Below are 22,789 nucleotides of genomic sequence, written 5' to 3'. Positions count from 1 at the left end.
TCAGCTCCCTGCCAGGCGCTGCAGGGTCTCCTGCAACTCTGCGTTGTTCATGTCATCGATCGGGAGCAGCAGCAATTGCAGCATCCTGTAGGCGATGGCCTGTCGGGTCAGCTCGAATGCCTGACGCTTCTTCTCGTCGCCGCCTTCCGTGTTCGACGGATCTGGGTAGCCCCAGTGCACCTTCACCGGGCTACCTGGCCAGTACGGGCACTCTTCTTCGGCCGCGTTGTCGCAGACCGTGATCACGACGCGCATGTGGGGCGCATTCTCGCCGACGAATTCATCCCAGTTCTTGCTGCGGAAGCCGCCAACATCGACGCCGGCGTTTTCAAGCGCCTCGATGGCGAACGGGTTGATTCGTCCGCTCGGGGAGCTTCCGGCGCTGTAGGCATGCACATCGCGGCCAAATTGCTTGGCCAGATGGTTGAGCATGCCCTCGCTCAGAACGCTACGGGCGGAATTGTGGGTACAGAGGATCAGTACGTTGGTAGTCATGGGGGCTGCAACAACAAGTAATTTGGGGAGCGTTTCAGCGCGTGCCGATGTCCCGGATCGCCTTCTGAAGCGCGACCGCGTCAAGCTTCGGCAGAGGCAGCGACAGGAACAGTTCAATACGGCGCTTGAGTGAAATGGCGGCTTCGTTGATGGCCTGCTGCTTCTGGGCTTCGGTACCTTCGCAGGCGGCCGGATCGGGTACGCCCCAATGCGCTGTCATCGGCTGACCTGGCCACACGGGGCAGATCTCTCCCGCGGCCTTGTCGCAGACCGTGAAGACGAAATCGAGTTGAGGCGCACCGTCCTGTGAAAATTCGTCCCAGCTCTTGCTGCGAAAACCCGTGGTGTCCATGCCGTGGCGCGCCAGTGCTGCCAGCGCGAGCGGATTCACCGCACCGGTGGGATGGCTGCCCGCTGAGTACGCGCGGAAGCGCCCCTTGCCCAAATGGTTCATCAGCCCTTCCGACAATATCGAACGCGCAGAATTGCCGGTGCAGATGAACAGCACGTTGTAGATTTTCTCGCTCATGAGGCACCCTTAGCAGCAGGACGGCGTGGAGTTGACCGCAATACCGACTGGCTTTCCCCTGGGCGCGCAGCACGCTGAATCCGATTTGGCGTCTTCGATCTTTCTGGATTCGCCGTACACGGGCACATTGCCAAGCGTATGGAAGTGCTCCCACGCGATGCCTTGCGGATCGGTGACCCAGTACTTGTCGCTTCGCGCATAGCAGCAGGTGGTCTCGCCTTCGTCTAGCAGCGCCATATCGGCCGCTTCGGCTCGCGCCTTCAACTCCGCCAGCTCGCCTGCGTCATCGGTCTGGAACCCGAGGTGGTCTACCCCGGTTTCGGCACCGCGTGCCGAAATGGCGAAGTTCACGCGAGGGTCCTCAAGCATCCACTTCGCGTAGTCCTCTTTCACCAAAGTGGGTTCGGCTGCGAAGAGTGCCGAGTAGAAACGAATGCTCGCAGACAGGTCCGCGACGCTGACGTGAACGTGGAAGCGCTTCATGATTGGGCCTCGGTGGCGACGGAACAGTTGGACACAGGAGAGCACGGATTGCCGCCGCAGCAGTTCTCCGTGAGGTAACCCAGCAATGCGTTCATGGTCTCGAAGCGAGCCATGTAAATGATCGAGCGACCGTCCTGGCGGCTGGAAAGCAAGCCGGCGCGGTGCAATTCCTTCAGGTGGAACGATAGCGATGACGCTGGCATTTCCATCAATTCGGCAATTCGACCGGCGGCAAGCCCCTCGGGCCCGGCTTCTACCAGTAGCCGGAACACCGACAGGCGTATCGAATGGGCAAGCGCGGCAAGCGCTTCAAGGGCGTGGTCCGTTTTCATGATTCGACTATATTCGAATTATGAAAACTTGCAAAGTGAATTTTGTATGACGACGGGCGAGGAAGCCTGCACTGGAGAGTGCGAATTGCCGGCAGACGAGCTGCAAGCTCGCCACCCGGAGTTTTTTGCCGAGTGATCTGCAATGCTGGAAGACCTGCCGGTATAGCCGCCGACCTAGTGCGTGGAACGCTCGTGAGGACGCAGGTTGTGCGTCGCGGCTATGGACCGCTCAATAAGCGTGTAGGCGGCATTCAAATGTGAGCTATCCCCGGACTGGGCGGCCAATAGCTCAAGTGCGCGCAGCAGGGGATCAGCGACGTCTGTGTTCCGTTGGCTCAACGCCAGTGCGTACGCGGCATAGACGGCTTCCGCCAATGGAAGGGAAGACAAGTCAGTCATTGTGCACTTCCAGTGCCGGGCGATGATGTATTGGCGCCCAATCAGGGTGGTCCTATTCACACTATCGACCTTGCTACAGGGGGAAGGTCAAGCGGCTTATGCATCTCGCCGGCCGGGCGGCCGGGTTCCGCGCGAGAACTTCGTGCTTGACCTGTCGCTCGCTCGTAGCTCAACACGGCAAATATGTCGCTCGGTCCCAACGTGACGTCTAGTTGCAGATGGCACATCCGTTCCTACTTTTCCGCATTCATCGTCAGCGCGGCAATGAGCCCGGCCTTGACCAGCAAGTCCTCTGGCACTACCTCGTAGGCGGTCCCACCAACGTCGACGGTGCGACATTCGGAGTCGCCGCAAACCGAACAGCAGGGGCTGCTGCCTACCGAGGCATTGACCCATTCCTCCATCGGTTTTCCCGCAATCCAGATCCGATTGGATTCAGACGGATTGGCCTTGAAGGTGGCGTCATCAATCTCTCGAGTCTCCAATACTGGCTCGATGCCCAGCGGCATCAACTGCTCGCGCAGTTGCCGGTAGGCCCGCTCAACCTCATCTCCGGTGCCAGCGCATCGTGGGCAAGTTTCCCCACCGGAAACGAGGCGCTGCCAAACGATAGGAAGTGTCTTCACGGTGTTACCTCACAGAAGATGGATCGGGCTCGCGGTTTGGCTCGCGAGCGACCAGATGCTCCAGGCCCTTGACTCCGACTGGGGACTCGGAGAGCCACGGTATTAGGGCGCAGCTTTGCGCCAGCTCGTCGACGACGCGGCGAATGAAAGGCACCTCGTAAGCGCCGCGCTGGCACAGCACGGGGTGCGTCGTCCCACTCGCCAGGAGCGATTGGTTGATGACCCACGCGTAAGGCTTGATACCAGCTCGGGCCAGGTCCTTGGCAAGACGCTCCGCCTCGTGAACGGGCGTGGCCTCCGGCAAGGTAACAATAAGCACTCGCGTATAGCCAGGGTCGCGCAGCCTGGGCAACAACTGCCGCACAGCCTCAGGCATATCCCCTTGCGTGCGCATCACTTCCCGGTGGTAGGCCTCCGCCGCATCGAGCAACAGGATCGTGTGGCCTGTGGGGGCCGTGTCCAACACCACGAATCCGTCCTTGCCTTCGTCGACGGTGCGGGCAAAGGCTCGGAATACGGCAATTTCCTCGGTGCATGGCGAACGCAGGTCCTCTTCCAGCATCGCGCGCCCAGCGGCGTCGAGTTGCTGGCCAGCCTTGGAGAGCACCTCCTCCGTGTACCGTCGCACTTCCTCCGCTGGGTCGATTCGGGCGATCGTCAGGCCAGGAAGCTCGCCTTCAATGGTGGCGGCAATATGCGCAGCCGGGTCAGTCGTTGAAAGCACGACCCGATGGCCCTTCTTCGCAAGTGCCACGGCAACTGCTGCAGCGACAGTGGTCTTGCCCACGCCGCCTTTGCCCATCGTCATGATGACGCCATGGCCGGCCGACGCCATGCGCTCGACCAGACCGCTCAAGCCAGGTGGCAAGCTGGTTTCGGGCATCTCGTGACTGGTCGGCAATGCCACAGTCTCGGGATGGGCCATTTCGCGTAGCGCGTCCAATCCGACGGTGCCACGCGGCAGGAAGGGGATACGCGCCTGCGGCAACCCGGCCAATTCGGCCGGGATGTTTGCCAATGCTTCGTCCGCCAACTGCGCCATGGCCGTCGCCGTTGGGTCGCCGGAGCCGGCGTCCGTGAACAGGCCATTGATGACCAGGGCCTGGTTACGTATCCCAAGATCCGCCAGTTCGGCACCCGTGCGATTGGCTTCCCTCAAGGATGCGGTATCGGCACGGGCAACCAGGATGACCGTGGTCTCGTCTGCATTGGAAAGACGATCGACGGTTGCCGCGTATAGCGCCTTCTGTTTTTCCAGCCCGGCCAGCGGACCGAGGCAGGAGGCGCCGCCAGTGGATGAGGAAATGAACTCGTCCCATGCCGAGGGCATTGTCAGCAGACGCAGGGTGTGTCCGGTGGGAGCCGTGTCGAAGATGACATGGTCAAAGTCGGCCGTACCGGACGAGTCGCCAAGGAGTTTCGAGAACTCGTCGAACGCAGCAATCTCGACGGTGCACGCGCCGGAGAACTGCTCCTCCATGCTTTGGATTGCAGCAGCCGGCAATATGCCTCGGTAAGGGGCCACCATCCGCTCCCGGTAGGCGTGTGCCGCCGCTTCCGGGTCGATGTTCAGCGCGTGCAGGCCAGGCGCCCCGGGGATCGCCGTTGGCAGTTGACTCAGGCCTACGCCCAGCACCTCGTCCAGGTTAGACGCAGGGTCCGTGCTAACGATGAGCACCGAACGCCCGGCTTCGGCCAAGGCCAGCCCGGTGGCACAGGATAGCGAGGTCTTACCGACCCCGCCTTTCCCGGTGAAGAACAGATAGCGGGTACGTGTAGAAGGCAAGGTCATGGCGTCCCCGCTTCAACAGCAGCCGGAGCCGGGTGTGCAGCTACCCGCCTTGACCCGCGGCTTCTCGGCCGTTGCCGGCGCAAGATTGAGCTTCTGCGCCAGGTGTTGGCGCGAGGGGTACATGCCGGTGGATACAATATGGCCATCGATTGCAATGATGGGCAGACGATCCATGCCACCCTCCATTTCCTTGACCACAGAGGGGTTGGCCACGAATGCTTGAGGCTCCTGCCCCAGGTTGTACCGGGTCACAGTGACACCTTGTTCTTCGACCCATTTGAGGTCGGCCGCGAATTGCGCCAGGATCGGATCTATATCCACGCCACAGACCCCCGTCGAGCAACACATGGCAGGGTCAAACACTTCCAGCTTTTTCATGATGACTTCCTTTCAAAAAGTCGGCCCTCGGGCTCGCTGACAGCAATCGGTGAACGGTGTGCGGTGTTCAGGGAGACGGGAAGGAATCGCTCCGGCGTTCCCATAATTCCATGTTTCCAATATTATCAAAATAAAGAGATTGCATGCGCTGTTTTCCTTGCGCTAGATCAGACTACCCACTGTTTGTTTGATGTGCTCTATGGCGTACAAACATCGTGACCATCGGCGCCGCTTTATTTTGCTATGCAACTTGCAGTGGGGCTGTCATTGCCCTAGAAATTAGTTACACAATTCCAGAATTATCAAGATCTAGTCGCGTGATCCCTCGGGGAGCGCGGCCGCCCGGCAAATCGCCCTCTAAAGCCCCGCGACCACGATGTACCTCAGGCCACCCAGCTCGGTCCGAGATCGCATTTGGAAGGAGGGCGACATGTCAATTTCGCGCAGGCAGTTTCTGAAGGCTGCTGGCGGTTCCGCGGCCGGCGTAAGCATCTCGGGTACGGTGGTGAGTCCGGCCGGTGCTGCCGCGCCACCAGCGGACGTAGGTCGCACGACCTTGCCATTCAAGCCTAAGGTGATCGCACGGGCTGGCCAGCTTCGGCCCAACACACCGGTCACCTTTACGTACCCTGATGCCTCATCGCCATGCGCGGTAATCAAGACGGGTGCGCCGGTTCCAGGTGGCGTTGGCCCCGACCGTGACATTGTTGCCTACAGCACGCTCTGTACGCACATGGGTTGCCCGGTCGCCTATGACTCCACGGCGCGCACATTCCGATGCCCCTGTCATTTCAGCATCTTTGACCCCGAGAAGTCCGGGCAGATGGTATCCGGCCAGGCCACCGAGAATCTTCCGAGAATCCAGCTCGAGTACAGCGCCGCAGATGGCAGCGTGAAAGCCATTGGCGTCGACGGGTTGATCTACGGCCGTCAAGCCAACCTGCTGTAAGGGGGCACTGCCATGGCAACGAACAAGGATCGGGTGACATTGCCGCCCGTGAGCGCGCAGCGGACCAACCTGACATGCCACTTCTGCATTGTCGGATGTGGGTATCACGTCTACAAGTGGCCGGAAAATAGCGAAGGCGGCCGAGCGCCGGGCGAGAACGCACTCGGCCTGGATTTTCGCAAGCAGCTTCCACCGCTGACTGTGATCATGACACCTGCCATGCAGAACACGATCGTCGATCGCGATGGCCGGCGCCAGAACATCATGATCGTGCCTGACAAGCAGTGCTCGGTGAACAAGGGGCTCTCGTCCACGCGCGGTGGTCAACTGGCCAAGGTAATGTTCACGCCGGATGGCGTGGGCCGTGCGCGACTGCGCAGCCCGCGCGTCTATGTTTCCGACCAGTGGGTGGACACCAGTTGGGACGATGCCCTTGCACTCTATGCCGGCCTGACCAAGAAGATCCTCGATCGGGACGGCCCCGCCGCACTGGCGTTTGACTGCTTCGATCACGGTGGCGCTGGCGGTGGCTTCGAGAACACCTGGGGCACAGGCAAGCTGATGTTCACGGCGCTGAAAACGCCGCTGGTGCGCATCCATAACCGCCCGGCCTACAACTCCGAATGCCACGCCACGCGCGAGATGGGAATTGGGGAGCTGAACAACAGTTACGAGGACGCGGAACTAGCCGATGTGATCATGGCGATTGGCTGCAACTCATACGAGACGCAGACCAACTATTTCCTCGCCCACTGGCTGCCGAACCTGCAGGGCCAGACGATGGACAAGCGCAAGCAGCGCTTCCCCGGCGAGACCATGGCCGCCGCCAAGGTGATATTCGTCGACCCGCGCCGCACGACAACGATCGCGGTAGCGGAGCAGGCCGCCGGCAAGGAAAACGTCTTGCACCTGGATATCGAGCCCGGTACCGATATCGCGCTATTCAATGGGCTGCTTACCTATGTGGTGGATCAGGGCTGGCACGACAAGGAGTTTATTGCCACCTACACCAAGGGGTTCGACGCCGCGCTGCGCGCCAACAAGCTGCCGCTGGATGAATGCAGTCGCATCACTGGCGTGCCTGCCGACAAGCTGCGCCGCGTGGCAGAGTGGGCGTACAAGCCGAAGGCCTCTGGCCATCGCCCTCATACGATGCATGCCTATGAGAAAGGCATTATCTGGGGCAATGACAACTACCTGATTCAGTCCGCACTCGTGGACCTGGTGCTGGCCACGCACAATGTTGGCCGACGTGGCACGGGCGTCGTACGCATGGGTGGGCACCAGGAGGGTTACGCCAGGCCGCCATACCCCGGCAACACCAAGATCTATGTCGATCAGGAGATCATTCACGGCAAGGGCTTGATGTACACGGCATGGGGCGCGAATCCGTTCCAGACTACGCTCAACGCTCAAGAGCATCGTGCCGTCATTCTTCATCGGTCGGGAATCGTCCGGGAGGCCATGTCCCGCCAACGCGGTGCGTCGATGCAACAGATGGTGGATGCCATCTACGACGCCGTGAAAAGCAAGGGCGGCCTCTTCCTTGTCAACATCAACCTCTACCCGACCACCCTGGCGGACGGGGCTCACCTGATGCTGCCCGCTGCCCACCCCGGCGAAATGAACCTCACGTCAATGAATGGTGAGCGCCGGATGCGGCTGTCCGATCGGTTCATGGATCCGCCGGGCACGGCGCGGCCGGATTGCCTGATCGCCGCAGCCATCGCCAATACCCTCAAGCGCACGTACGAGGCGGAAGGCAAGCAGGACATGGCGGCACGCTTCAGCGGCTTCGACTGGAAGACTGAGGAGGATGCTTTCAATGACGGATTCCGCCAGGCTGGGCAGCCCGGCGCAGCACCGATTGATAGCCAGGGTGGCAAGACGGGCAACCTCGTTACCTTTGAGCGCCTGCGCGCCATGGGCAACAACGGCGTTCAACTGCCGGTTCAGGCGTATCGCGATGGCAAGCTAGTCGGCACCGAGATGCTCTACACCGACGGCAAGTTCGATACCGCCGACGGCAAGGCAGAGTTCAAGCCAGCAACCTGGCCCGGCCTGCCGAAGCCCGTAGCAGACCAGAAGGCCAAGTACCATTTCTGGATCAACAACGGCCGCGTCAACGAAGTCTGGCAAACGATGTACCACGACCAGTTCAACGAATTCGTGCGCGCCAGGGTGCCGATGGCCTATCTCGAAATCAACCCCGAGGATGCACGTGCGCTCGGCATCAGCTCCGGCGACGTGGTCGAGGTCTACAACGATTATGGCTCGACCTACGCGCTGGCCTATCTCGAGCCAGACATCAAGCGAAATCAGACCTTCATGCAGTTCGGCCACTACAACGGTGTCATGGGCAACGTGACCACACCGTGGACGGATCGCAATGTCGTGCCTTACTACAAGGGTACTTGGGCAGATCTTCGCCGAATCGGCAGCAGCGAAGATTTCAAGGAGACTGTCAGCTTCAAGAGACGTCGCTTTGAGTCGGCCTAGGCGCGCATCACACTGCACGCCGGCGTTCGCGCCGGCGTCGACGGGCCACCAGCCTCAGGCGGTGGCCTTCGTCATGCAAGTCGCAGATGCTGGACATAGAGCGGCGAACTGCGCGCTGGATTGCAGTGCTGCGGGCGCAGCGTTTCTCTCGACGATCCTGTACCCAAGATTGAGAAAGTAGTCCGCTGCGGAGGTCGTCAACAGGTAGAGTCGTCGTACACCGATCGTCCCGGCATCTCGTTCTATGAGGTCCACCAGGACGCGGCCGAACTGATTGTGGCGGGCATCCTTCGCAACGGCGACTGATCGGAGCAGTCCATCCGTCCCATAGGGCTCTAACCCAGCACAGGCCAAGAGGCTTCCGTCCTGTACAGCCACGAAGAAGCGGCTGGAGTTTTCTGCAGCTACGTCCTCGACAAGGAGGTCTTCTTCGGCCAGCAGCGCACGGATGGACGCGAAGTCGTCGGGGCGAGCAAGTCGAAAGGTCGGAGTCGACATAGGTTGCCTTCAGTACCGACCCGCCCGATGCTGATCGGAAGACTCAATGAAATTGGCGCAGCCGCCGCGCGCTTGCCGTGGCTCTTGTTGCGGAATTTCCGTCAGCATTGGCATGAGGTAGCGCTGGCTTCCAGGCAGGGATGCCCCTGGCAGCAGTTGGCCGTCAGGAAGCCGAGCAGCTCGTTCATATGGGCGAACTCTGCCCGATAGATCAGATTGCGACCCTCACGCTGCTGCGTCACCAGGCGCGCGTGCATCAGTTCCTTCAAGTGGAACGACAGCGTGGCGCTCGGCACGTCAAGCTCCTCGGCGATGGCCCCCGGGGTCAAACCTCCCGGGCCAGCGACTACCAGCATCCGAAAGACTTGCAGGCGGATGTTGTGGGCTAGCGCCGCGAGGGAGCGGACAATGTCTTGCTCTTCCATATTTCCAAGCTATGCGAAAGAGAGGAGTAATACAAAGGAGTATGCGCCACATGGGCGACTCATGTTGCTCCTATCAGGCATAGCTGACCAGCCTTCCAGTGTTTTGCAAACGAGCTGAGCTTTCCGATGGTTTCGGCGCGAGCGTTGGCTGTGGGGTAGTAGCGTACGCCGGGTGGAATCTTCCCCTTGGGCACCATACTGAAAGATGCGAGCACGGCTTCACGCTCACCACTCTCAGTTGCGCGGATGATCGGGGCAGAGTAGTCAGGCCAGGCTTCCGATCGCCATTCTCCGACAGGCGGTTCGACGCCAAACACGTTCCGGAGCATTTGCCGTTGGACCGGCGCGTAGTTGACGCACATCATCACCCTCCATTCAATTTGCCGGACTTCCCCCGGCCGCGTACCACGTCGGCAGGGATGGGCGTTTCCATCTCCTCGCGCGTGATCGGCCGCATTAGCCACGCTTGCCGATATTCCTTCAGTTCGAAGTCGGCGCGCTCGAATCCCGTAAGGACCAAATCGTCTCCGGACATTCTCACGATCCGCGCGTCATACAAGATGCCAAGTTCGGCTGTGTCTTGGTGCTTGCTGTGGGTCATGATCGCATGCGGTATGACGCGGTGGGCGCGCGTATCCATCCGGTCCTCGATTACCACTTGGCCACGCCAAAGCAGCTGCCCGCCCCACCATCCTCGGTGTAGCCGGCGTCCTTCCAGGCAGAGTTTCATGACTTCAAACAGCATACTGTATAAATATACAGTGCTCATCGATCTTGCGGCAAGGCACATGCACGGTAAGTGGTGCGAGAGCTGTATCCCCCAAGTGTCGGGGTGACAATGAAGCACCTCGGACTCACAATCCCGTGTTCGTGACTTGACCCCACGAGGACTATGACGGCCCGCAATCAACTGCGGGTCATTTTTTTGGCTCATCGACATGCCCGGGTAACCAACAATGGCGGAGGTATCTGTGGGCCGCACGGGCTCGGAGCCTGACGCAAACAACGAGAGAAAAACTATGGACAAGCCTGCGGTCTATATTTCCCAGGAGACAATCAGCGATTCGCTGACAAAACAGGGAAATCCATCGATTTTTGAGGACAGCATTGTCAGCTTGCTCAATGGCGGCTACTCGGTTGGACTTGGCAATGCCGAAGCGCCGGTGCGAGTATTTACTGAGGCCGATGAATTTTCGGCGTGGTTCAACAACTTGCGCGTGGCCATCGAGACTGCGTGACTGTTTTTCGCGAGATCAGGGTCCACGCCTGAACGCGCCGTGCTCATGCACTCCACGACGCCTTACCTTGATCCAGTCCACCGAAGGCCCGGCTCGATAGGGGCTGCTGGCACGCTTGCAGACGATGCCTTCTAGATTGAGCGCCAGCGCGTTCGCGAAGAGCCAATCGGACTGATCAAGGACAGCCTGGACGTAGAGAAGGCCGGGCAGGGAAGCGAGTAGCGGGCGCAGCATGGCCTTACGCTCCTCGATCGGCAGCACTCGCACGTCCCGACCCCTGAACGCAAGGATGTCGAAGACGCAGTAGACAATCGGATCAGCGCCTTCATACCAGCACTTGCGCCTGGCCCGCCGATGCAGCCGCTCAAAGTCGGCGCGGCCGACGGCATCCAACACGCATACCTCACCATCGAGCACGGTGCTGGCGGGAAGGGCCCTGAGGCTTTGAAGCAGTTCTGGGAACCAGGGGGTGCAGTCCGCACCGTTCTTCGTTCGCACAGAAGGGACCGAGCCTGTTAAGGCCAAGGCTCGATAACCGTCGTACTTGACCTCGGCCCACCAGCCTTCGCCGCGTGGCAGCGACTTACGCAGGCTTGGAAGCATGGGCGCGAACGCGGCAAGATCCAACTGCGCCATAGCGCGCGGCATGGGACTTAGCCCTTAACGTCTCGCGGGTCATGGCCGAACGAGTTTCGCTCGCGGATCTGGCCGTCGCGGCCGTGAATCAGCAGCTCGACCTTGTCTTGCTTGGCGCGCTCGGTGCCAGCCAATATGGCTTCTTCCTGAGTGGCGAACATCGTCCGCTTGCCCCCTCCAGCCGCCTCAACCGCCCAGCCCTCGCCAGCCGGAACCACGTGAATATCGTTGGCCATGATGGTCTCCATTGTTGACCCTCTTCTAGTGTTCTCCTCGGGGCAACATTGGGGTATCAGGTAGGGTCCTACGGACGTTCTGCGAGCTCTTGGAGCATCGACCGATACCCTTCATGCGGATACATTAGCCAGTGCTCGGGCATGCACACGTCCTGCTTGTCGATCTCAGTGAAGGCAGCATGCCAGTCTGAACCAGCCGGAAATACCCAACCGGCAAGGCCGATGGCGCCAAATTGGTCATAAGTGATGTCGACAATGACGCCACTGGTTTCGAACCACGCGTGACTTTGCGTTCGCTTCAGAAGAGGGTGGTAAGACCCGCAAACGTAATGGCCGTCGCAATCCAACCTTTCTTTCAGAATTCTGCCAACTAACTCCGCCGCTTCGCCACAATTTCCGCGGGGGAAATCGCGGAAGCGGGAGCTTTGTCTAAGCGCTAAAAGGCCGGTTCGGCACGCCTGCGCGATGTTTTCGATGGCTAGTAGGTCGATCATTTGGTGGACCTAAAAAGAAAGAGCCCGCACTCGGCGGGCTCTTCTTTTGACTCATCGAGTCTGCTTGGCAAGATCATGAACGGTCGCGCGGACTTCGTCGGTAATCTCGTCGTCCGAGAGCCCGTCGAACCCGAGCGCACGCATCGCATCCTGCTCGTTCTGCTCTTCTACGCTGGGCGCATAGTTATCGAGCTCTTCGTCTTTGTACGAAGACATATAGGCACTCCTTCGCCAAAACCGCAGCGAGAATGATTTCCCGGCGGGGAGCTAGTGTAGCGGCAGGTTCTCGACGTGTGGGCGGCGGAGCACAAATTTAAAGGCGTGTGGCGCAAAAGCTACCGAATGTGATTTATAAAGCATAATTAACCTTATGTTCAATGTAAACAAAGCCGTTTAGCCGGCTAAATGGCGCGACACAAGCGCGACGATAGATATCTAGTAGCTACTAGATATCTATCAATTAAATTGCAAGGGGTCTTCGAATACTGTATATACGTACAGTATGCAGAGAGTTCGCGCGCACCATCCGCCTGATGTACCTACCCAGCAGATGTCGCTGTTGGGTGACGTGGAGCCTGTTCGCCCCATCGCCACGAACCTTGCCCTGCAGCCACCGGAACCAACAGAACCAAGCAGATGCTCCGGCAGGTTGAACCCCCTAACAGATCCAGGCGCGATCCACCCTTCTCTATGGCGAGCCAGCCAACTCGCCCGTCCCATTGGCAAAGTTGTGCCGAGCGGCATCGATGTTCTGGATGGGGAGTTGCCTGGCGGCGGCTGGGCAGAAGGATCAGTGGCCGAACTAATCGTCAAGCATTCGGGCATTGGCGAACTATCAATGCTTCGAGGAGCGCTGGACGCAGCGGCACAACGCAATCGCCCGATATGGTTGGTAGGGTGTCCATTTGCTCCAAACGGGCCCGAGCTTGCGCGCATTGGCGTGGGCAAGCACGTTCGATGGGTAAAGGCGGAATCTCCGGCCGACGCACAGTGGGCGTGCGAGACCATCTTGCGGTCGAATGCCCTCGGCGCGCTTGTGGCATGGTTGCCCCGGGTGCGGCCAGTAGGTATCCGGCGCTTGCAGGGCCTGACCGCGGCGACGGACGCATTGGTGTTCGCCATTCGTTCGGCATCGGCTGCGAACGACGCATCCGCATCCCCGCTTCGTATTGCGCTTGAGCCAGCGCCAGGAGGTTTCGTACGCGCGCAAATACTGAAGCGGCGGGGTCCGGCAGCTTCCAATACTCTGCTGTTGCCGCTTGGAAGCCTTGCACACTTGTTGGGCGTCAGCGGCGGTAATCGCAGACAAGTTCAACCTAGTCCAGAGACGAGTCAGGACAAGGACAGAGATAGCAAGAAGGTCGCGGGAATCGCCGAAGTGACCGGCGCTGGCACCTGAGTTGCGGGCAAACGCCATGCCGATAATTTCAGTTATCGGCATGGGGGGCTGTCGTGAAAAAGCCGCCTCGCGGGCGGCTCGGGGGAACAGACGTCTAACGCAGAGTCGCGTGCCCAAGGGCCGTTGCGATAGCCCCCCGTTCTTCGGAAGACTTAGCTTTCTTCAGCGCGGCGATCAATTCCGTTCTCGCTGCCTCGCCTCCAACCACGCCGAGTCCCGCTGCGGCGCCAGCACGGTCAGTGCCGTTTTTCCCGTTATGAAGTAGGTCGACCATTGCATCGATTGCGTCTTGCTTACTCGCCATTATTTGCGCCCTGATGTGAAGTTGGGAGCCTACTGTCGCACATGGGGCGGGACTACGCTATGGGCGCGAATACCACAAAGGGGGGCGTTTTCTGTCAAAGAGCCTGGTCCGTGTCGTTGCCGCAGGCGTCGCAGGCATAGTCGGCCACGGCATCCGGCGCGCACGGCAGCTTTTTGCCGCAGCCAGCGCAAGCCTGCCAAACAATCCAGGCGCCTAAGTACGGCTCGCACTCGCAGCCATCCAAGGGCCGCACGCTGGCCAGCGCATCGATATCCCGATCCGGTCAGCCGCATTCCTTCCGCATGAAACGGCGCGCAGCTTGCGCGTCGATGAAAAACCTTTGCATCACTGGGACTCCACGAGCTCACCGGTGTAGGTTTCACCGCCTAATTGAGAACGCACAACGCTATTTGCGAATGTCCACAGCTAGGTGGGTAGCTTTCGGCTACATGTAATCCAAAGCTACCCATCGGCCCAGAAACTATCCATAGGCTTTCTAAGATAAGTCTCAAACCGTGCGCCGGGCGCGTCGCGCCTGCTGCGAGTCGAAATGCGCCGCGACGACGGCCACCCACTGGCCGTGACAAGCTTCCGAACAACATGGAGTCCAGCCGTTTTCGCCTGTGGCGACAGGCTTGCCACAACCGTTAGCGCACCAGCGGGCGCGGTCCAGGTAGGCAGCCGTGGCCGCCCGCTCGGACTGGAGGCGTTTAACCTTGGCACGCTTGCGTGCAGTCTTATGGACGGCACGTGTCCGAGGGTCGGCGATGGTTCGTTCGAGGATGTAGTTGCGGCCCATCGTCTGACCCTCCAGAAAAGTAGTTTCCTATTCTTCAGGCTGACGCCCTACTACGGCTAAGGGTTGCCATTCACCTGCCGTGTACTCAACGCGGGGAAAATCGCCATTGGCAATCAGGCGGCGAAGCTCTGCGAGCAAACTGCTTGGCGCCTCGCCATTGGAGGCACGTGTCGCGGCCGTCTTACCGATGCTGTAGCGACCTCCACAAGCGGGGCAGTCATAAAGATAGCCGTCGGTACTCTGACGCTCCGGCTGGCGCCAGGCCGGCATATGGCATACCGCGCACGGCGCGGCTTCATTCGATCGTTGCACAATGGGCCTCCATCAGGACGCGTCGCTATGTTACCGCTATAGGCCGCTTGTCAGCGCACCCAATATCTCAGCCTTTGTCAGGAGGAGGCTGCTTGTCGCGCGCCCCCTTTTGCTGGCCAGCGGGCATTTTTCGCTCCGCCGACACTGGCCCTGCCCCGCGCCGCAAATCCACCGGCCTGCGCAGTTCGCGTTCACTACGCGCTCGCACAAGGCGACCGTCGACCAGCTGCGCCGTGAGCTCCTTTATCTGACCGTTCGCTTGTTCTTCGCGCGTGGACACGGTGCGGAGCTCCGTCTCGATGTGCTGGCGTGCCTTCTCCTCGCCCTCAAGCCGGGCGGTCGCAACTGCAGCAGCCTGCTCGGCAGCAACGCGATCGGCGCGTTCTTTCGCAGCCTCGGCGCGAGCGGTTGTCAATTCTTCCTCCAGGCGCGGCAGTGCTTCCAGCCGCAACAGTGCCTTGGCCAGATCCGTTCGAACGCCGGCGGCGGCCATGCGCTCCTGCTCGGCGTCACTACGGGCAAGCTGCAAATCAGAATTCTGCTGCTGTGCACGGCCCGCCAACGAGTCACGCTCGGACTGGCAGGCAGTAAGTTCGGCCTGCAAAGCGTCGATTTGGCTGATGAGCCGTTCGTTCTCCATGCTGAGGTCCGTATTGACCTGTTGCTGCTCCGCCAAGTCAGCGGAGAGCTCCACCTTGCCTTCAGCAACGAGCTGGGCGAGATAGTCGGCGAGGACGCGTTGGAGCGGCGCGGGCAACGTTATGGGAGCTTCAGGAATTTGTACCTGGCCTGCTCTCCACACATCCAGCATGCGTCCCACGGTGGCGTGAGAGCCAACGTCCCCCAGTTCTTTTCGCACTGCGCGAACCGATGGCTTCTTGCTGCCGGCGGCACGCAGCGCGTTCGCCGCAGCATTTACCTGTTCTTGGGTAATCGACGCTTCGCGTACCATAACAACTCCATCTATTTCGTTATGTTATGTTACGAATGTTATGTTATGGCACGAATTGGCGCAAGGCGTGAACCTTGACATGGCCATTTGGTGCGTACGCTAAAAGGGCAATTTCGCCACATCGCCCCAGTGCCCGCAATGCAACTCGCCCTATTCCAGCGAAATACCGAGATCCAGTTTGATCCATCGGCGCCTGCCCTCCTCCTCCTGGCCTGCTCTGGGAAAAAGGCGACTGTTCGCGCGCCTGCTTTGCAGCTCTACCGGGGCGTGATGTACCAGACCTACCGTGCGCATACTCGACGCGGCGCCGCCCTGGCGATGGTGATCCTCTCTGCCAAGCACGGTTTCGTGGCGCCCGACGACACGCTTGACCCGTACGACTTGCGAATGACAACTGCCCGCGCAGACGAGCTCTTGGCAAGGTTGGACCAGTCCATCACGCAGGTGGCCTGGCCACGTCGGGCCAGCAGAGTCCTCCTCGCTGGGGGTCAAACCTACCGGCGCGTGATGCGCGCTGCGATCGGGCTGGTCGGTGCGCCGCACCTGCCGATCGAGGAGGTCTGCGGAGGCATCGGCTACCAGCGCTCCCAGCTTGCGAACTTTCTCGCCGAGCAAGGCCGCCCTGCCCTTGCCGACCAGATCGGTTCCCATCCGAATGGCCAGCCGCTGTACAGGAGATACGGGGTCTATGCGGTCGGAGACAGCGTGCTTTTCAACGACCCTGGCCCGGGGCGGCTGGCGCTGAAACGCGCAGTACTGCGTGAGTTGTTCGATGGCCCGGCGGGCCCCACTGCATGTGCCGACGTCGACGACACGGTTGCCGGCCGTCCGCGCGTCGTTTCCAGGTGGATCTCGCTCGCCGGAATTCGATGCCGCGCCGAGGCCCTGGCAGACCGCCCCCCACTTTTGGAAGCGATGGCCGCATCAAAGATGCGGTGAAGATTGTCGGGAAACGCAACTTTCAGTATATAAATTCGGCCTATGGATACCCTTTGGCACCTTGACCCTGCGCGCGCTTACGCCGACTGGCAGACGCGCGAAGCCGCTGGCGCTGACCGGCGACCGTTCTCCCAGCAATCCATCGTTCAGCACCGGGCGATGTTCGACAGGTTCCACCGATACCTGGTCGGCCGCGGTGCCACGCTGGCCGGCTTCGGCGCCGATGTTCTCGACGGATTCTGGCTCGATGGCGATGCCGCAAACTACTCGCCGGCGACGCGCATGCGCTATCTCAAGCTCATCGATCGCCTTTGCAGGCATTTGGTGGCCATCGGTGTTCGAGATGCCAACCCTGCCAGTGACCTCGTCCTCGGTCAGTACTGGCCCGGCGAAGACCCCGATGTTCTGTTCCTTCCCCAACACGTCGACCGGGATATGCAGGACTTCGTACGGCCACAGCCGCACGACGATCCGGCCACGCTGCAGAAGCGGGCGATCGTCGCGCTGTATCTCGGCACCGGCGTGACGGCCAGCGAGGGCCGTGCTGCCTGTATTCAGGATCTGAATCCGCACGCATCACCTCCGTATCTCCACGTGCCGGCGCGGCCGCCGAAAGTATCCCGCACCATCCATCTGGATCCATTTGCGGTGGCAGCTCTGAGCGCCTGGCTCTATGCTCGCCGAAGCTGGCCAGCCGATGGCGACCTCCTCTTCTCCCTCAAACGCACGGGCACACCGATCACCGACATGAGCCTTGGCAAGATCGTGCGTGAGGCGTTCGCCACCATTGGCCACGAGGCTGACGACATGGGCCCGCGCATTCTGCGAAACACCTACTGCCGGCGGTTGTTGATTCGTGGCGTTGCGCCCGACACAGTCACGGAGCGGCTTGGTCTGGCCAGCAACCGAACGGTTGAACGAATCGCCGCAACAATCGACGTACCCGTTAGCCAGGATTGCCCCCCTCTTTAGCCGGGAGGCCGTCTCAGGCTTGCTACGCCATACTCGCAGCTCGAATTTCCGGATCAAACGAATTGAACAACACCGGGAGACGCAGCATGGTCACAACCCTCGCATGGGCTCTCTACGCCCTCACCCTCTTGGCCGCGCTTTTTGCGGGCCTGCGCTGGATTATCACCAACGACCCGAGCTACGCATGGGCCGAGTAATTAGCCGCTTGGCTGCCCTTGCCTTGATCGGCGCCTCGGTGGGCACAGCCCATGCATTTACGAAATGCCAGCGCGCCAGCCGAGTGTTGTACACGCAGGACCTGTACTGTCCGACCGGTTTTACACCGGTCGCAAGTCCCGCCGTTGGCACGGTCTCGACTATCGGCAAAAGTGAAGGCGTCCGCCGGCAGGAGCAGGAGTTTCTCGATGCCCGCGCCAGCACGGCTCGATCAGCGCCACCGAACGCCATCGCAATGACCACGTCGGTGCAGAACCAGCCCCAGGCAGCAGCATGCGATGCGCTAGCCGATCAGGCCAGGGCCGTTGAGGCTGCGATGCGGCGCCCCAACTCCGTGTCCTGGCTAGACAACTTGCGTCAGCAGCACCGCGGAATCCGCGACCAACAGTACCGGATGGGATGCTAGGATTCTCTCAGTCTGAGAATCGATAGTCCGTCGCACAGTGAAACAAGCCAGTCCCAAAACGTCGCAACGCGCGGCGGCGGCACTCGCCCGGCTCCACGCCACCGCCATTCAACAGGGCTTCACCTGTCACGCGACGGATTGGCCTGGCGTCAGCGCCAAGATTCCTCTGGAATGTGCCAATGGGCATCGTTTTGAGCGAGCTGCCTACGGTGTCCTATACAAGGAATCAGGTTGCCCAGAATGCAGCCGCGCCAGCGTCGCAGAAAAGTTCGACGGGCTCGTGGCAGCTTACGGCGGCCAGTGCCTGAACGAAGGCGGATTTCTTGGTGGCGCAGCGATCCACCGGATACGCTGTGAGAACGGACATGAATGGTCGCCGGAGGGCCGAAGCATATTGGCGGGCTATTGGTGCCCCCGTTGCGCTGGCAAGCCCGCGGTCTCAATCCCCCAAAGGAAGCCGTCAAAGTACGGGTTGGCAGACCTGCACGCAAAGGCCGCCGAGCACGGTGGCAAGTGCCTCGCGGCCGAGTGGAAGACCGGGCGCGATCATTACCCGTTCGAATGCGCGGCTGGCCACAGGTGGGAGGGGATGGGCTATAAGGTTCTCAAGCAGGGGAACTGGTGCCGAGCCTGTACCGATACCAGACTTGGCGCGCAGCGTACTGATACTGACGGCCTGACACGTATACGAGGCGCCGCGCGCGACCACGGCGGCCAATGTTTGAGCGCCACTTATCATGGAACGGCCGCAACCTACCGCTTCCGATGCAAGGCCGGCCACGAATGGAAGGCACTCGGCAATAACGTCCTCCAGGGAGGTGGGTGCCGCCTTTGCCGCAACGAGGGACAGAGGCTGGGCATCGAAGCGATGCGTGCCTTGGCGCGGGAGCGCGGCGGGAATTGTCTCTCCAGCACCTACCACACCGGCAAAGCGAAGCTCAAGTGGGAATGCCATCGCGGCCACGTATGGGACGCGACGCCGTCAGGGGTAAAGGCCGGCCACTGGTGCCCGTCCTGCGCGATTCTCAACACCATCGCGCCAAAGAATTATCACAAACGCCAGCGCTACGAGGTCGCAGCAAAGGCCGCAGACTAGCAATTCCTATTGCACGAAGCGCGGGCTTCTCGCTAAGCTATTTCGGTCCGGCCAAATGCCGGCATGGGTTGGCGATCCGCAAGGTTGCCCTATTGACTCGCCTCCGTTATTTTCCAGCCGCCCCAACCCACTGCTACGAGCGACAGTCGCAAAATCGGGTGGTACTGTTCAGTCACTGTCACAGCAATCTCGCGATCTGGCGCCTTGTCTACAGAGGTTGCCGCCACGCCAAATACGTATCGACCAGGCGCAAGATTGACGACCAGCTTCTCTCCGCTGCCAATTCGTGCGACTTGCTTTCCGTCCACAAAGACACTCATCAGATAATAGTGACCGGGAAACGTGTCCCGCTTGAAAACAACTGGGACGGTTCCCGGCGTGGCTTCGCTCAGAGCTGTAGCGTAGATACGGTCGGCTGGAACAGGTGCTGCAGTGTCGGTTATGACGTTCGTCGAGGCGCAGCCGGCAACGGCTAAGACAACCACCAGCCCGGACAGTAACTGGAAACTAAGATTCTTAGCTTTTGTAATCATTGTTAATCGCTCGTCCTTTGTGCATGACGCAGAAGTCTACCGCTGATTTACCCGGACTGTATGCCAGCCTCCGCTGAGCACAGCCATGAAACAGGTTCGAAACCGCATTGGGTCGGAATTGCGCGATCGGCGGCGGGCCAATTGCCCGACTGAAAAGGGACGTCCAGCCACCAGGGGCCGGAACCGGAGCTCACGGATGTCGGACACTTGTCGGCTGTTAGCTGCCTCCCCGTAACAGATACATGGGCGGGGGCGATATCCGGCCTAGCCTCACAAGGAAAAAGCCCCGAACGTCGCAAGGACGCCGGGGCTTTTTGAAGGGACTTAGCAAAGGGCAAGTTGCGCCTGTTCACTACCATAGCGTCCCCAATGGGCACTCGCCGTAGGTGGGAGCTCCTCAAGCGAGACAGACCTGGCCACGACGTTCTTGACGTCGTAGCTCAGTGTCAGACCCAGGCGGTCCTTAAACGCAGTTCGTCGAGCGATATCGTCGTGCTCGACCTTCTGCGCGTGAGAAAGCGTCAAACAGCCGTAGTTCGCGTACCAGCGATACCCCGCCGTCACTGAGCCTGGCCCGCCGTCTGCGTCGTGCATATCAAGCAGCCGATCAGTCTCGAACTCCGCAATGAGGTGCGCAGCTTCGGCGTCGACGTCAAACTGCTGGGCCGTCTGAAAGTCCAGCACTGCCCGCCCGTCCGCCGCAATTGTCAGATTCGACTGGCAAGCACTCCCCTCCGTCAAGGCCTCACGCATAGGATCGCGCAATCCGGTCCAATCGGCATCGGGAGCCGTGTCGTCCCATTCGCTGCCGACGTGCAAGTATCGTGCGATCGGCATCGCAGACTGCGGAGCGTCGGGCACTTCCGGCACGTCGTACCGGACTCCGCGAACCTGAATGTCCCGAAGGTCGGCCCAGGCTGCGAAAGGCCTCGCAACTCCGTTCAGCGACTGCATTGCGTCGACTGCGATCATCATGTCGAGGGGCAGCAACTGAAACTTTGGTCGCTCGCCAACGCCTGCAGCCCGTCGCTGCTCGTCGAAATCCAACTGCAGCATGTAGCGAGTCAGCGCCCGCAACATCGAGGGATGGTACGTATCGGGCATCACCCGGATGTAGCCACCTCGAATGGTGCGACCGATCCAGTGGCGCCGCGACCAATCGTACCGAGTCGCCCGGATGAAGCGATTCAGCTTTTGCAGGCCTGCGGCATACGCGTACCGGTCGTCGTACGCCACCATGTTTGCGAGGCTCTTGTCCTCGGCCATCTGGCAGACGTGACAGCCCAGGCGCGCACCACATTTGCCTTGCCGCCGGGTACCGCTACCGTCCAGTATCGCATCAGCCACGACAGCACACGAAGTCCCGACGGAATGGGCATAGATCCGCCGCATTTCTTCGAAATCCGAGTACCCAGGTCGCGCATCGCCTGCATACAGCCCCACGGCTTCCCAAATGTCGTCATCACTCCAATGGGCCACCGGACTGATGACCAGGTCACCATCCTTGTTGCGTGAAGCCGTGATGTCAGTGTCTCCCCGCAACCGCATTCCGGCCGCACGTCGCGTGCTTTCATCGTATCGGCTGCCGAGGCAGGTCACCGGTTCCGCGAGCCCCTGCTGTTCAAGCTCACGAAATAGCCTCCGCCGAAAGCTCCGCTGCGGCCCGATTTTGAGGTCGGTCGAACAGTCGCCCTGCGCGCCAGGAAAGCTTGGCAACGCACGACCAGAGAGCACCTTCACCTGAAATGTCGACGCCAGCGACGGCGTGACGATATGCGCCGATACAGTGATGCCATGCGCCTTCCCGAATGCGCGCATACGGCGCAGCTCCGCGCGATAGTGTTGCGCGACTTCCGGGGACTCCACGAGGGTGTCTCCCGTGGTCACGACAACCATCGGCTTGCCGCCGGCGCTGTGATGCAATAGCGCAGCATGCAATACAAGGGCTGCGACGACGCTACTGTCCTTGCCACCGCTGTACGCAACGACGACAGGATGACGGGCGGCGAACAAGGCGACGATGGCTGCGATCGCCTTGTCGGCCTTACGGTCCACCGGGTCGCATGCGCCCTGCGGAAATAGAGAAATGGTTTCCATATGGTCCTCGATAAGGACCAGCACCCAACGGGCACTGGTCCCGTTGGGTTGAAATAGCGTGTCGACCGACGGCGTCTCGTCGTCACAGAACATCGCGGAAGCGAAAAGGAAAATGCCTATGCGCCCCGGATGGGATGCATAGGCATGTAGGTATTGCAACGAACTTGGATTCCGCCAAGTCCGTCAGGCGGCTTTGCGGCCGGGAGGCAGCAGACCGAACTTGGCCAGCGCCTTCAGGTTGGTCTCGATGTACGTCACCATGCCGTCGATCTTTACCGCAAGGTAGTGATCGAAGCAGGCGGCGTCTTGGGAGACCTCAACGTTCTTGGCAGACTGGAACACTTTTAGCAGCGCCTCGCGATCCATGTTGTCACCCTGCCATCCAAAGATGCGGATAAACGTGTGGATCTTCCGGCGCCGCGGCAGCAACTTTTCAGCCTCTTCGGCCGTGACGAATACCTTAGACATGTTTTCGGTGTAACTGGGCTATGCCTGAATGATTAACGGATCGAGGGCGCTCAAGAGCAGCCCTTCGGAAGGGGGATAAAAGCCAACCGGCATTTCAGTCTTGGCATCGATGCCGTACTGGCAAACTGGTCCAGTGCCGCAGTAGCCGCCGCCGCAGATCTGTTGGCAGTAGCTCTCGATGCCCTCGGCCCGGAGTTGGGCGAAGACATCTTCAAGACATTCCTTAGACATTGGAGACAAAAGAAATGCCCGCTCCCTTTCGGGAAGCGGGCATGTGGTTAACGAAT

At 60.5% G+C, this 22,789-nt stretch carries 27 protein-coding genes; 7 read left to right on the top strand and 20 right to left on the bottom strand.

Annotated elements, in window-relative coordinates:
* The 7 genes from FFS21_RS07735 to arsD all read right to left on the bottom strand — a co-directional run bounded on the left by FFS21_RS07735 (position 1) and on the right by arsD (position 5,034).
* Positions 1-495: an arsenate reductase ArsC gene (locus tag FFS21_RS07735; protein ID WP_137924325.1), complete on the bottom strand. Its 495-nt coding sequence runs from the start codon at positions 493-495 to the stop codon at positions 1-3.
* A 34-nt stretch (positions 496-529) separates the two neighbouring features.
* Complete coding sequence (locus FFS21_RS07730; protein WP_137924324.1) at positions 530-1,024, bottom strand: arsenate reductase ArsC; 495 nt, start codon at positions 1,022-1,024, stop codon at positions 530-532.
* Between the two features lie 9 nt (positions 1,025-1,033).
* Complete coding sequence (locus FFS21_RS07725; RefSeq protein ID WP_137924323.1) at positions 1,034-1,507, bottom strand: ArsI/CadI family heavy metal resistance metalloenzyme; 474 nt, start codon at positions 1,505-1,507, stop codon at positions 1,034-1,036.
* The gene (locus tag FFS21_RS07720) at positions 1,504-1,839 is read right to left on the bottom strand and encodes an ArsR/SmtB family transcription factor (protein WP_137924322.1); all 336 of its coding nucleotides are present in this window, start codon (positions 1,837-1,839) and stop codon (positions 1,504-1,506) included. The genes FFS21_RS07725 and FFS21_RS07720 overlap by 4 nt, the downstream gene beginning before the upstream one ends.
* Positions 1,840-2,471: 632 nt before the next feature.
* A complete protein-coding gene (locus FFS21_RS07715; protein WP_137924321.1) occupies positions 2,472-2,864 on the bottom strand; it encodes a DUF2703 domain-containing protein in 393 nt (130 codons plus the stop codon).
* Positions 2,865-2,868: 4 nt separating this feature from the next.
* Positions 2,869-4,656: an arsenical pump-driving ATPase gene (gene arsA / locus FFS21_RS07710; protein WP_137924320.1), complete on the bottom strand. Its 1,788-nt coding sequence runs from the start codon at positions 4,654-4,656 to the stop codon at positions 2,869-2,871.
* Positions 4,657-4,668: 12 nt separating this feature from the next.
* On the bottom strand, positions 4,669-5,034 hold the full coding sequence (arsD, locus tag FFS21_RS07705; protein WP_137924319.1) for an arsenite efflux transporter metallochaperone ArsD: 366 nt from the start codon (positions 5,032-5,034) through the stop codon (positions 4,669-4,671).
* A 430-nt stretch (positions 5,035-5,464) separates the two neighbouring features.
* Between arsD and FFS21_RS07700 the strand changes: the two genes are divergently transcribed.
* Complete coding sequence (locus tag FFS21_RS07700; RefSeq protein WP_137924318.1) at positions 5,465-5,983, top strand: arsenate reductase (azurin) small subunit; 519 nt, start codon at positions 5,465-5,467, stop codon at positions 5,981-5,983.
* Positions 5,984-5,995: 12 nt separating this feature from the next.
* Entirely contained in the window at positions 5,996-8,482 is a 2,487-nt protein-coding gene (locus tag FFS21_RS07695; RefSeq protein WP_137924317.1) for an arsenate reductase (azurin) large subunit, read from the top strand.
* A gap of 54 nt (positions 8,483-8,536) precedes the next feature.
* Here the strand turns inward: FFS21_RS07695 and arsN2 are convergent, their stop codons facing one another.
* The 3 genes from arsN2 to FFS21_RS07675 all read right to left on the bottom strand — a co-directional run bounded on the left by arsN2 (position 8,537) and on the right by FFS21_RS07675 (position 10,045).
* Positions 8,537-8,980, bottom strand: coding sequence for an arsenic resistance N-acetyltransferase ArsN2 (arsN2, locus tag FFS21_RS07690; RefSeq protein ID WP_137924316.1), 444 nt, complete (start codon positions 8,978-8,980; stop codon positions 8,537-8,539).
* A gap of 101 nt (positions 8,981-9,081) precedes the next feature.
* Complete coding sequence (locus tag FFS21_RS07685; RefSeq protein ID WP_137924315.1) at positions 9,082-9,405, bottom strand: ArsR/SmtB family transcription factor; 324 nt, start codon at positions 9,403-9,405, stop codon at positions 9,082-9,084.
* 364 nt (positions 9,406-9,769) lie between these two features.
* Entirely contained in the window at positions 9,770-10,045 is a 276-nt protein-coding gene (locus FFS21_RS07675) for a hypothetical protein (RefSeq protein ID WP_137924314.1), read from the bottom strand.
* A 379-nt stretch (positions 10,046-10,424) separates the two neighbouring features.
* On the opposite strand from FFS21_RS07675, the gene FFS21_RS07670 reads away from it, so the two are divergent.
* Positions 10,425-10,643, top strand: a complete 219-nt coding sequence (locus FFS21_RS07670; RefSeq protein ID WP_137924313.1) for a hypothetical protein — start codon at positions 10,425-10,427, stop codon at positions 10,641-10,643.
* A 15-nt stretch (positions 10,644-10,658) separates the two neighbouring features.
* Here FFS21_RS07670 and FFS21_RS07665 read toward each other — a convergent pair whose 3' ends face one another.
* The 4 genes from FFS21_RS07665 to FFS21_RS31960 form a co-directional block, all read right to left on the bottom strand.
* On the bottom strand, positions 10,659-11,279 hold the full coding sequence (locus FFS21_RS07665; protein ID WP_137924312.1) for an ATP-dependent DNA ligase: 621 nt from the start codon (positions 11,277-11,279) through the stop codon (positions 10,659-10,661).
* 17 nt (positions 11,280-11,296) lie between these two features.
* A complete protein-coding gene (locus tag FFS21_RS07660) occupies positions 11,297-11,515 on the bottom strand; it encodes a DUF2188 domain-containing protein (RefSeq protein ID WP_202127014.1) in 219 nt (72 codons plus the stop codon).
* A 68-nt stretch (positions 11,516-11,583) separates the two neighbouring features.
* On the bottom strand, positions 11,584-12,009 hold the full coding sequence (locus tag FFS21_RS07655) for a hypothetical protein (RefSeq protein WP_137924311.1): 426 nt from the start codon (positions 12,007-12,009) through the stop codon (positions 11,584-11,586).
* Positions 12,010-12,060: 51 nt separating this feature from the next.
* The gene (locus FFS21_RS31960; protein ID WP_160475171.1) at positions 12,061-12,225 is read right to left on the bottom strand and encodes a hypothetical protein; all 165 of its coding nucleotides are present in this window, start codon (positions 12,223-12,225) and stop codon (positions 12,061-12,063) included.
* 286 nt (positions 12,226-12,511) lie between these two features.
* Between FFS21_RS31960 and imuA the strand changes: the two genes are divergently transcribed.
* A complete protein-coding gene (imuA, locus tag FFS21_RS32855) occupies positions 12,512-13,408 on the top strand; it encodes a translesion DNA synthesis-associated protein ImuA (RefSeq protein ID WP_137924310.1) in 897 nt (298 codons plus the stop codon).
* Positions 13,409-14,220: 812 nt separating this feature from the next.
* Here the strand turns inward: imuA and FFS21_RS07645 are convergent.
* Both FFS21_RS07645 and FFS21_RS07640 read right to left on the bottom strand, forming a co-directional pair.
* Positions 14,221-14,511, bottom strand: a complete 291-nt coding sequence (locus tag FFS21_RS07645) for a hypothetical protein (RefSeq protein ID WP_137924309.1) — start codon at positions 14,509-14,511, stop codon at positions 14,221-14,223.
* Positions 14,512-14,890: 379 nt separating this feature from the next.
* Positions 14,891-15,775: a DNA-binding protein gene (locus tag FFS21_RS07640; RefSeq protein ID WP_137924308.1), complete on the bottom strand. Its 885-nt coding sequence runs from the start codon at positions 15,773-15,775 to the stop codon at positions 14,891-14,893.
* 138 nt (positions 15,776-15,913) lie between these two features.
* Between FFS21_RS07640 and FFS21_RS07635 the strand changes: the two genes are divergently transcribed.
* Together FFS21_RS07635 and FFS21_RS07630 are read left to right on the top strand one after the other, a co-directional pair.
* Positions 15,914-16,714, top strand: coding sequence for a DUF6884 domain-containing protein (locus FFS21_RS07635; RefSeq protein WP_202127015.1), 801 nt, complete (start codon positions 15,914-15,916; stop codon positions 16,712-16,714).
* Between the two features lie 42 nt (positions 16,715-16,756).
* Positions 16,757-17,686 (top strand): tyrosine-type recombinase/integrase, encoded by a 930-nt coding sequence (locus FFS21_RS07630; protein ID WP_171020346.1) that lies wholly within the window; start codon positions 16,757-16,759, stop codon positions 17,684-17,686.
* 848 nt (positions 17,687-18,534) lie between these two features.
* On the opposite strand, the gene FFS21_RS32420 is transcribed toward FFS21_RS07630, so the two are convergent.
* On the bottom strand, positions 18,535-18,675 hold the full coding sequence (locus tag FFS21_RS32420) for a hypothetical protein (RefSeq protein WP_202127026.1): 141 nt from the start codon (positions 18,673-18,675) through the stop codon (positions 18,535-18,537).
* Between the two features lie 105 nt (positions 18,676-18,780).
* On the opposite strand from FFS21_RS32420, the gene FFS21_RS32415 reads away from it, so the two are divergent.
* Entirely contained in the window at positions 18,781-19,404 is a 624-nt protein-coding gene (locus FFS21_RS32415; protein WP_237380983.1) for a hypothetical protein, read from the top strand.
* An 89-nt stretch (positions 19,405-19,493) separates the two neighbouring features.
* Here the strand turns inward: FFS21_RS32415 and FFS21_RS07615 are convergent, their stop codons facing one another.
* The 3 genes from FFS21_RS07615 to FFS21_RS07605 all read right to left on the bottom strand — a co-directional run bounded on the left by FFS21_RS07615 (position 19,494) and on the right by FFS21_RS07605 (position 22,502).
* A complete protein-coding gene (locus FFS21_RS07615; RefSeq protein WP_137924305.1) occupies positions 19,494-19,937 on the bottom strand; it encodes a cupredoxin domain-containing protein in 444 nt (147 codons plus the stop codon).
* A 324-nt stretch (positions 19,938-20,261) separates the two neighbouring features.
* On the bottom strand, positions 20,262-22,193 hold the full coding sequence (locus FFS21_RS07610) for an adenine nucleotide alpha hydrolase family protein (protein WP_237380984.1): 1,932 nt from the start codon (positions 22,191-22,193) through the stop codon (positions 20,262-20,264).
* Between the two features lie 24 nt (positions 22,194-22,217).
* On the bottom strand, positions 22,218-22,502 hold the full coding sequence (locus tag FFS21_RS07605) for a hypothetical protein (RefSeq protein ID WP_137924304.1): 285 nt from the start codon (positions 22,500-22,502) through the stop codon (positions 22,218-22,220).
* Positions 22,503-22,789: the final 287 nt, after the last annotated feature.

Source organism: Cupriavidus sp. 2SB, from assembly GCF_005503625.1.
GTDB lineage: Bacteria > Pseudomonadota > Gammaproteobacteria > Burkholderiales > Burkholderiaceae > Cupriavidus.
Note: the sequence above shows the minus strand (reverse complement) of the source record. Positions and strands in the feature narration are given on the sequence as shown.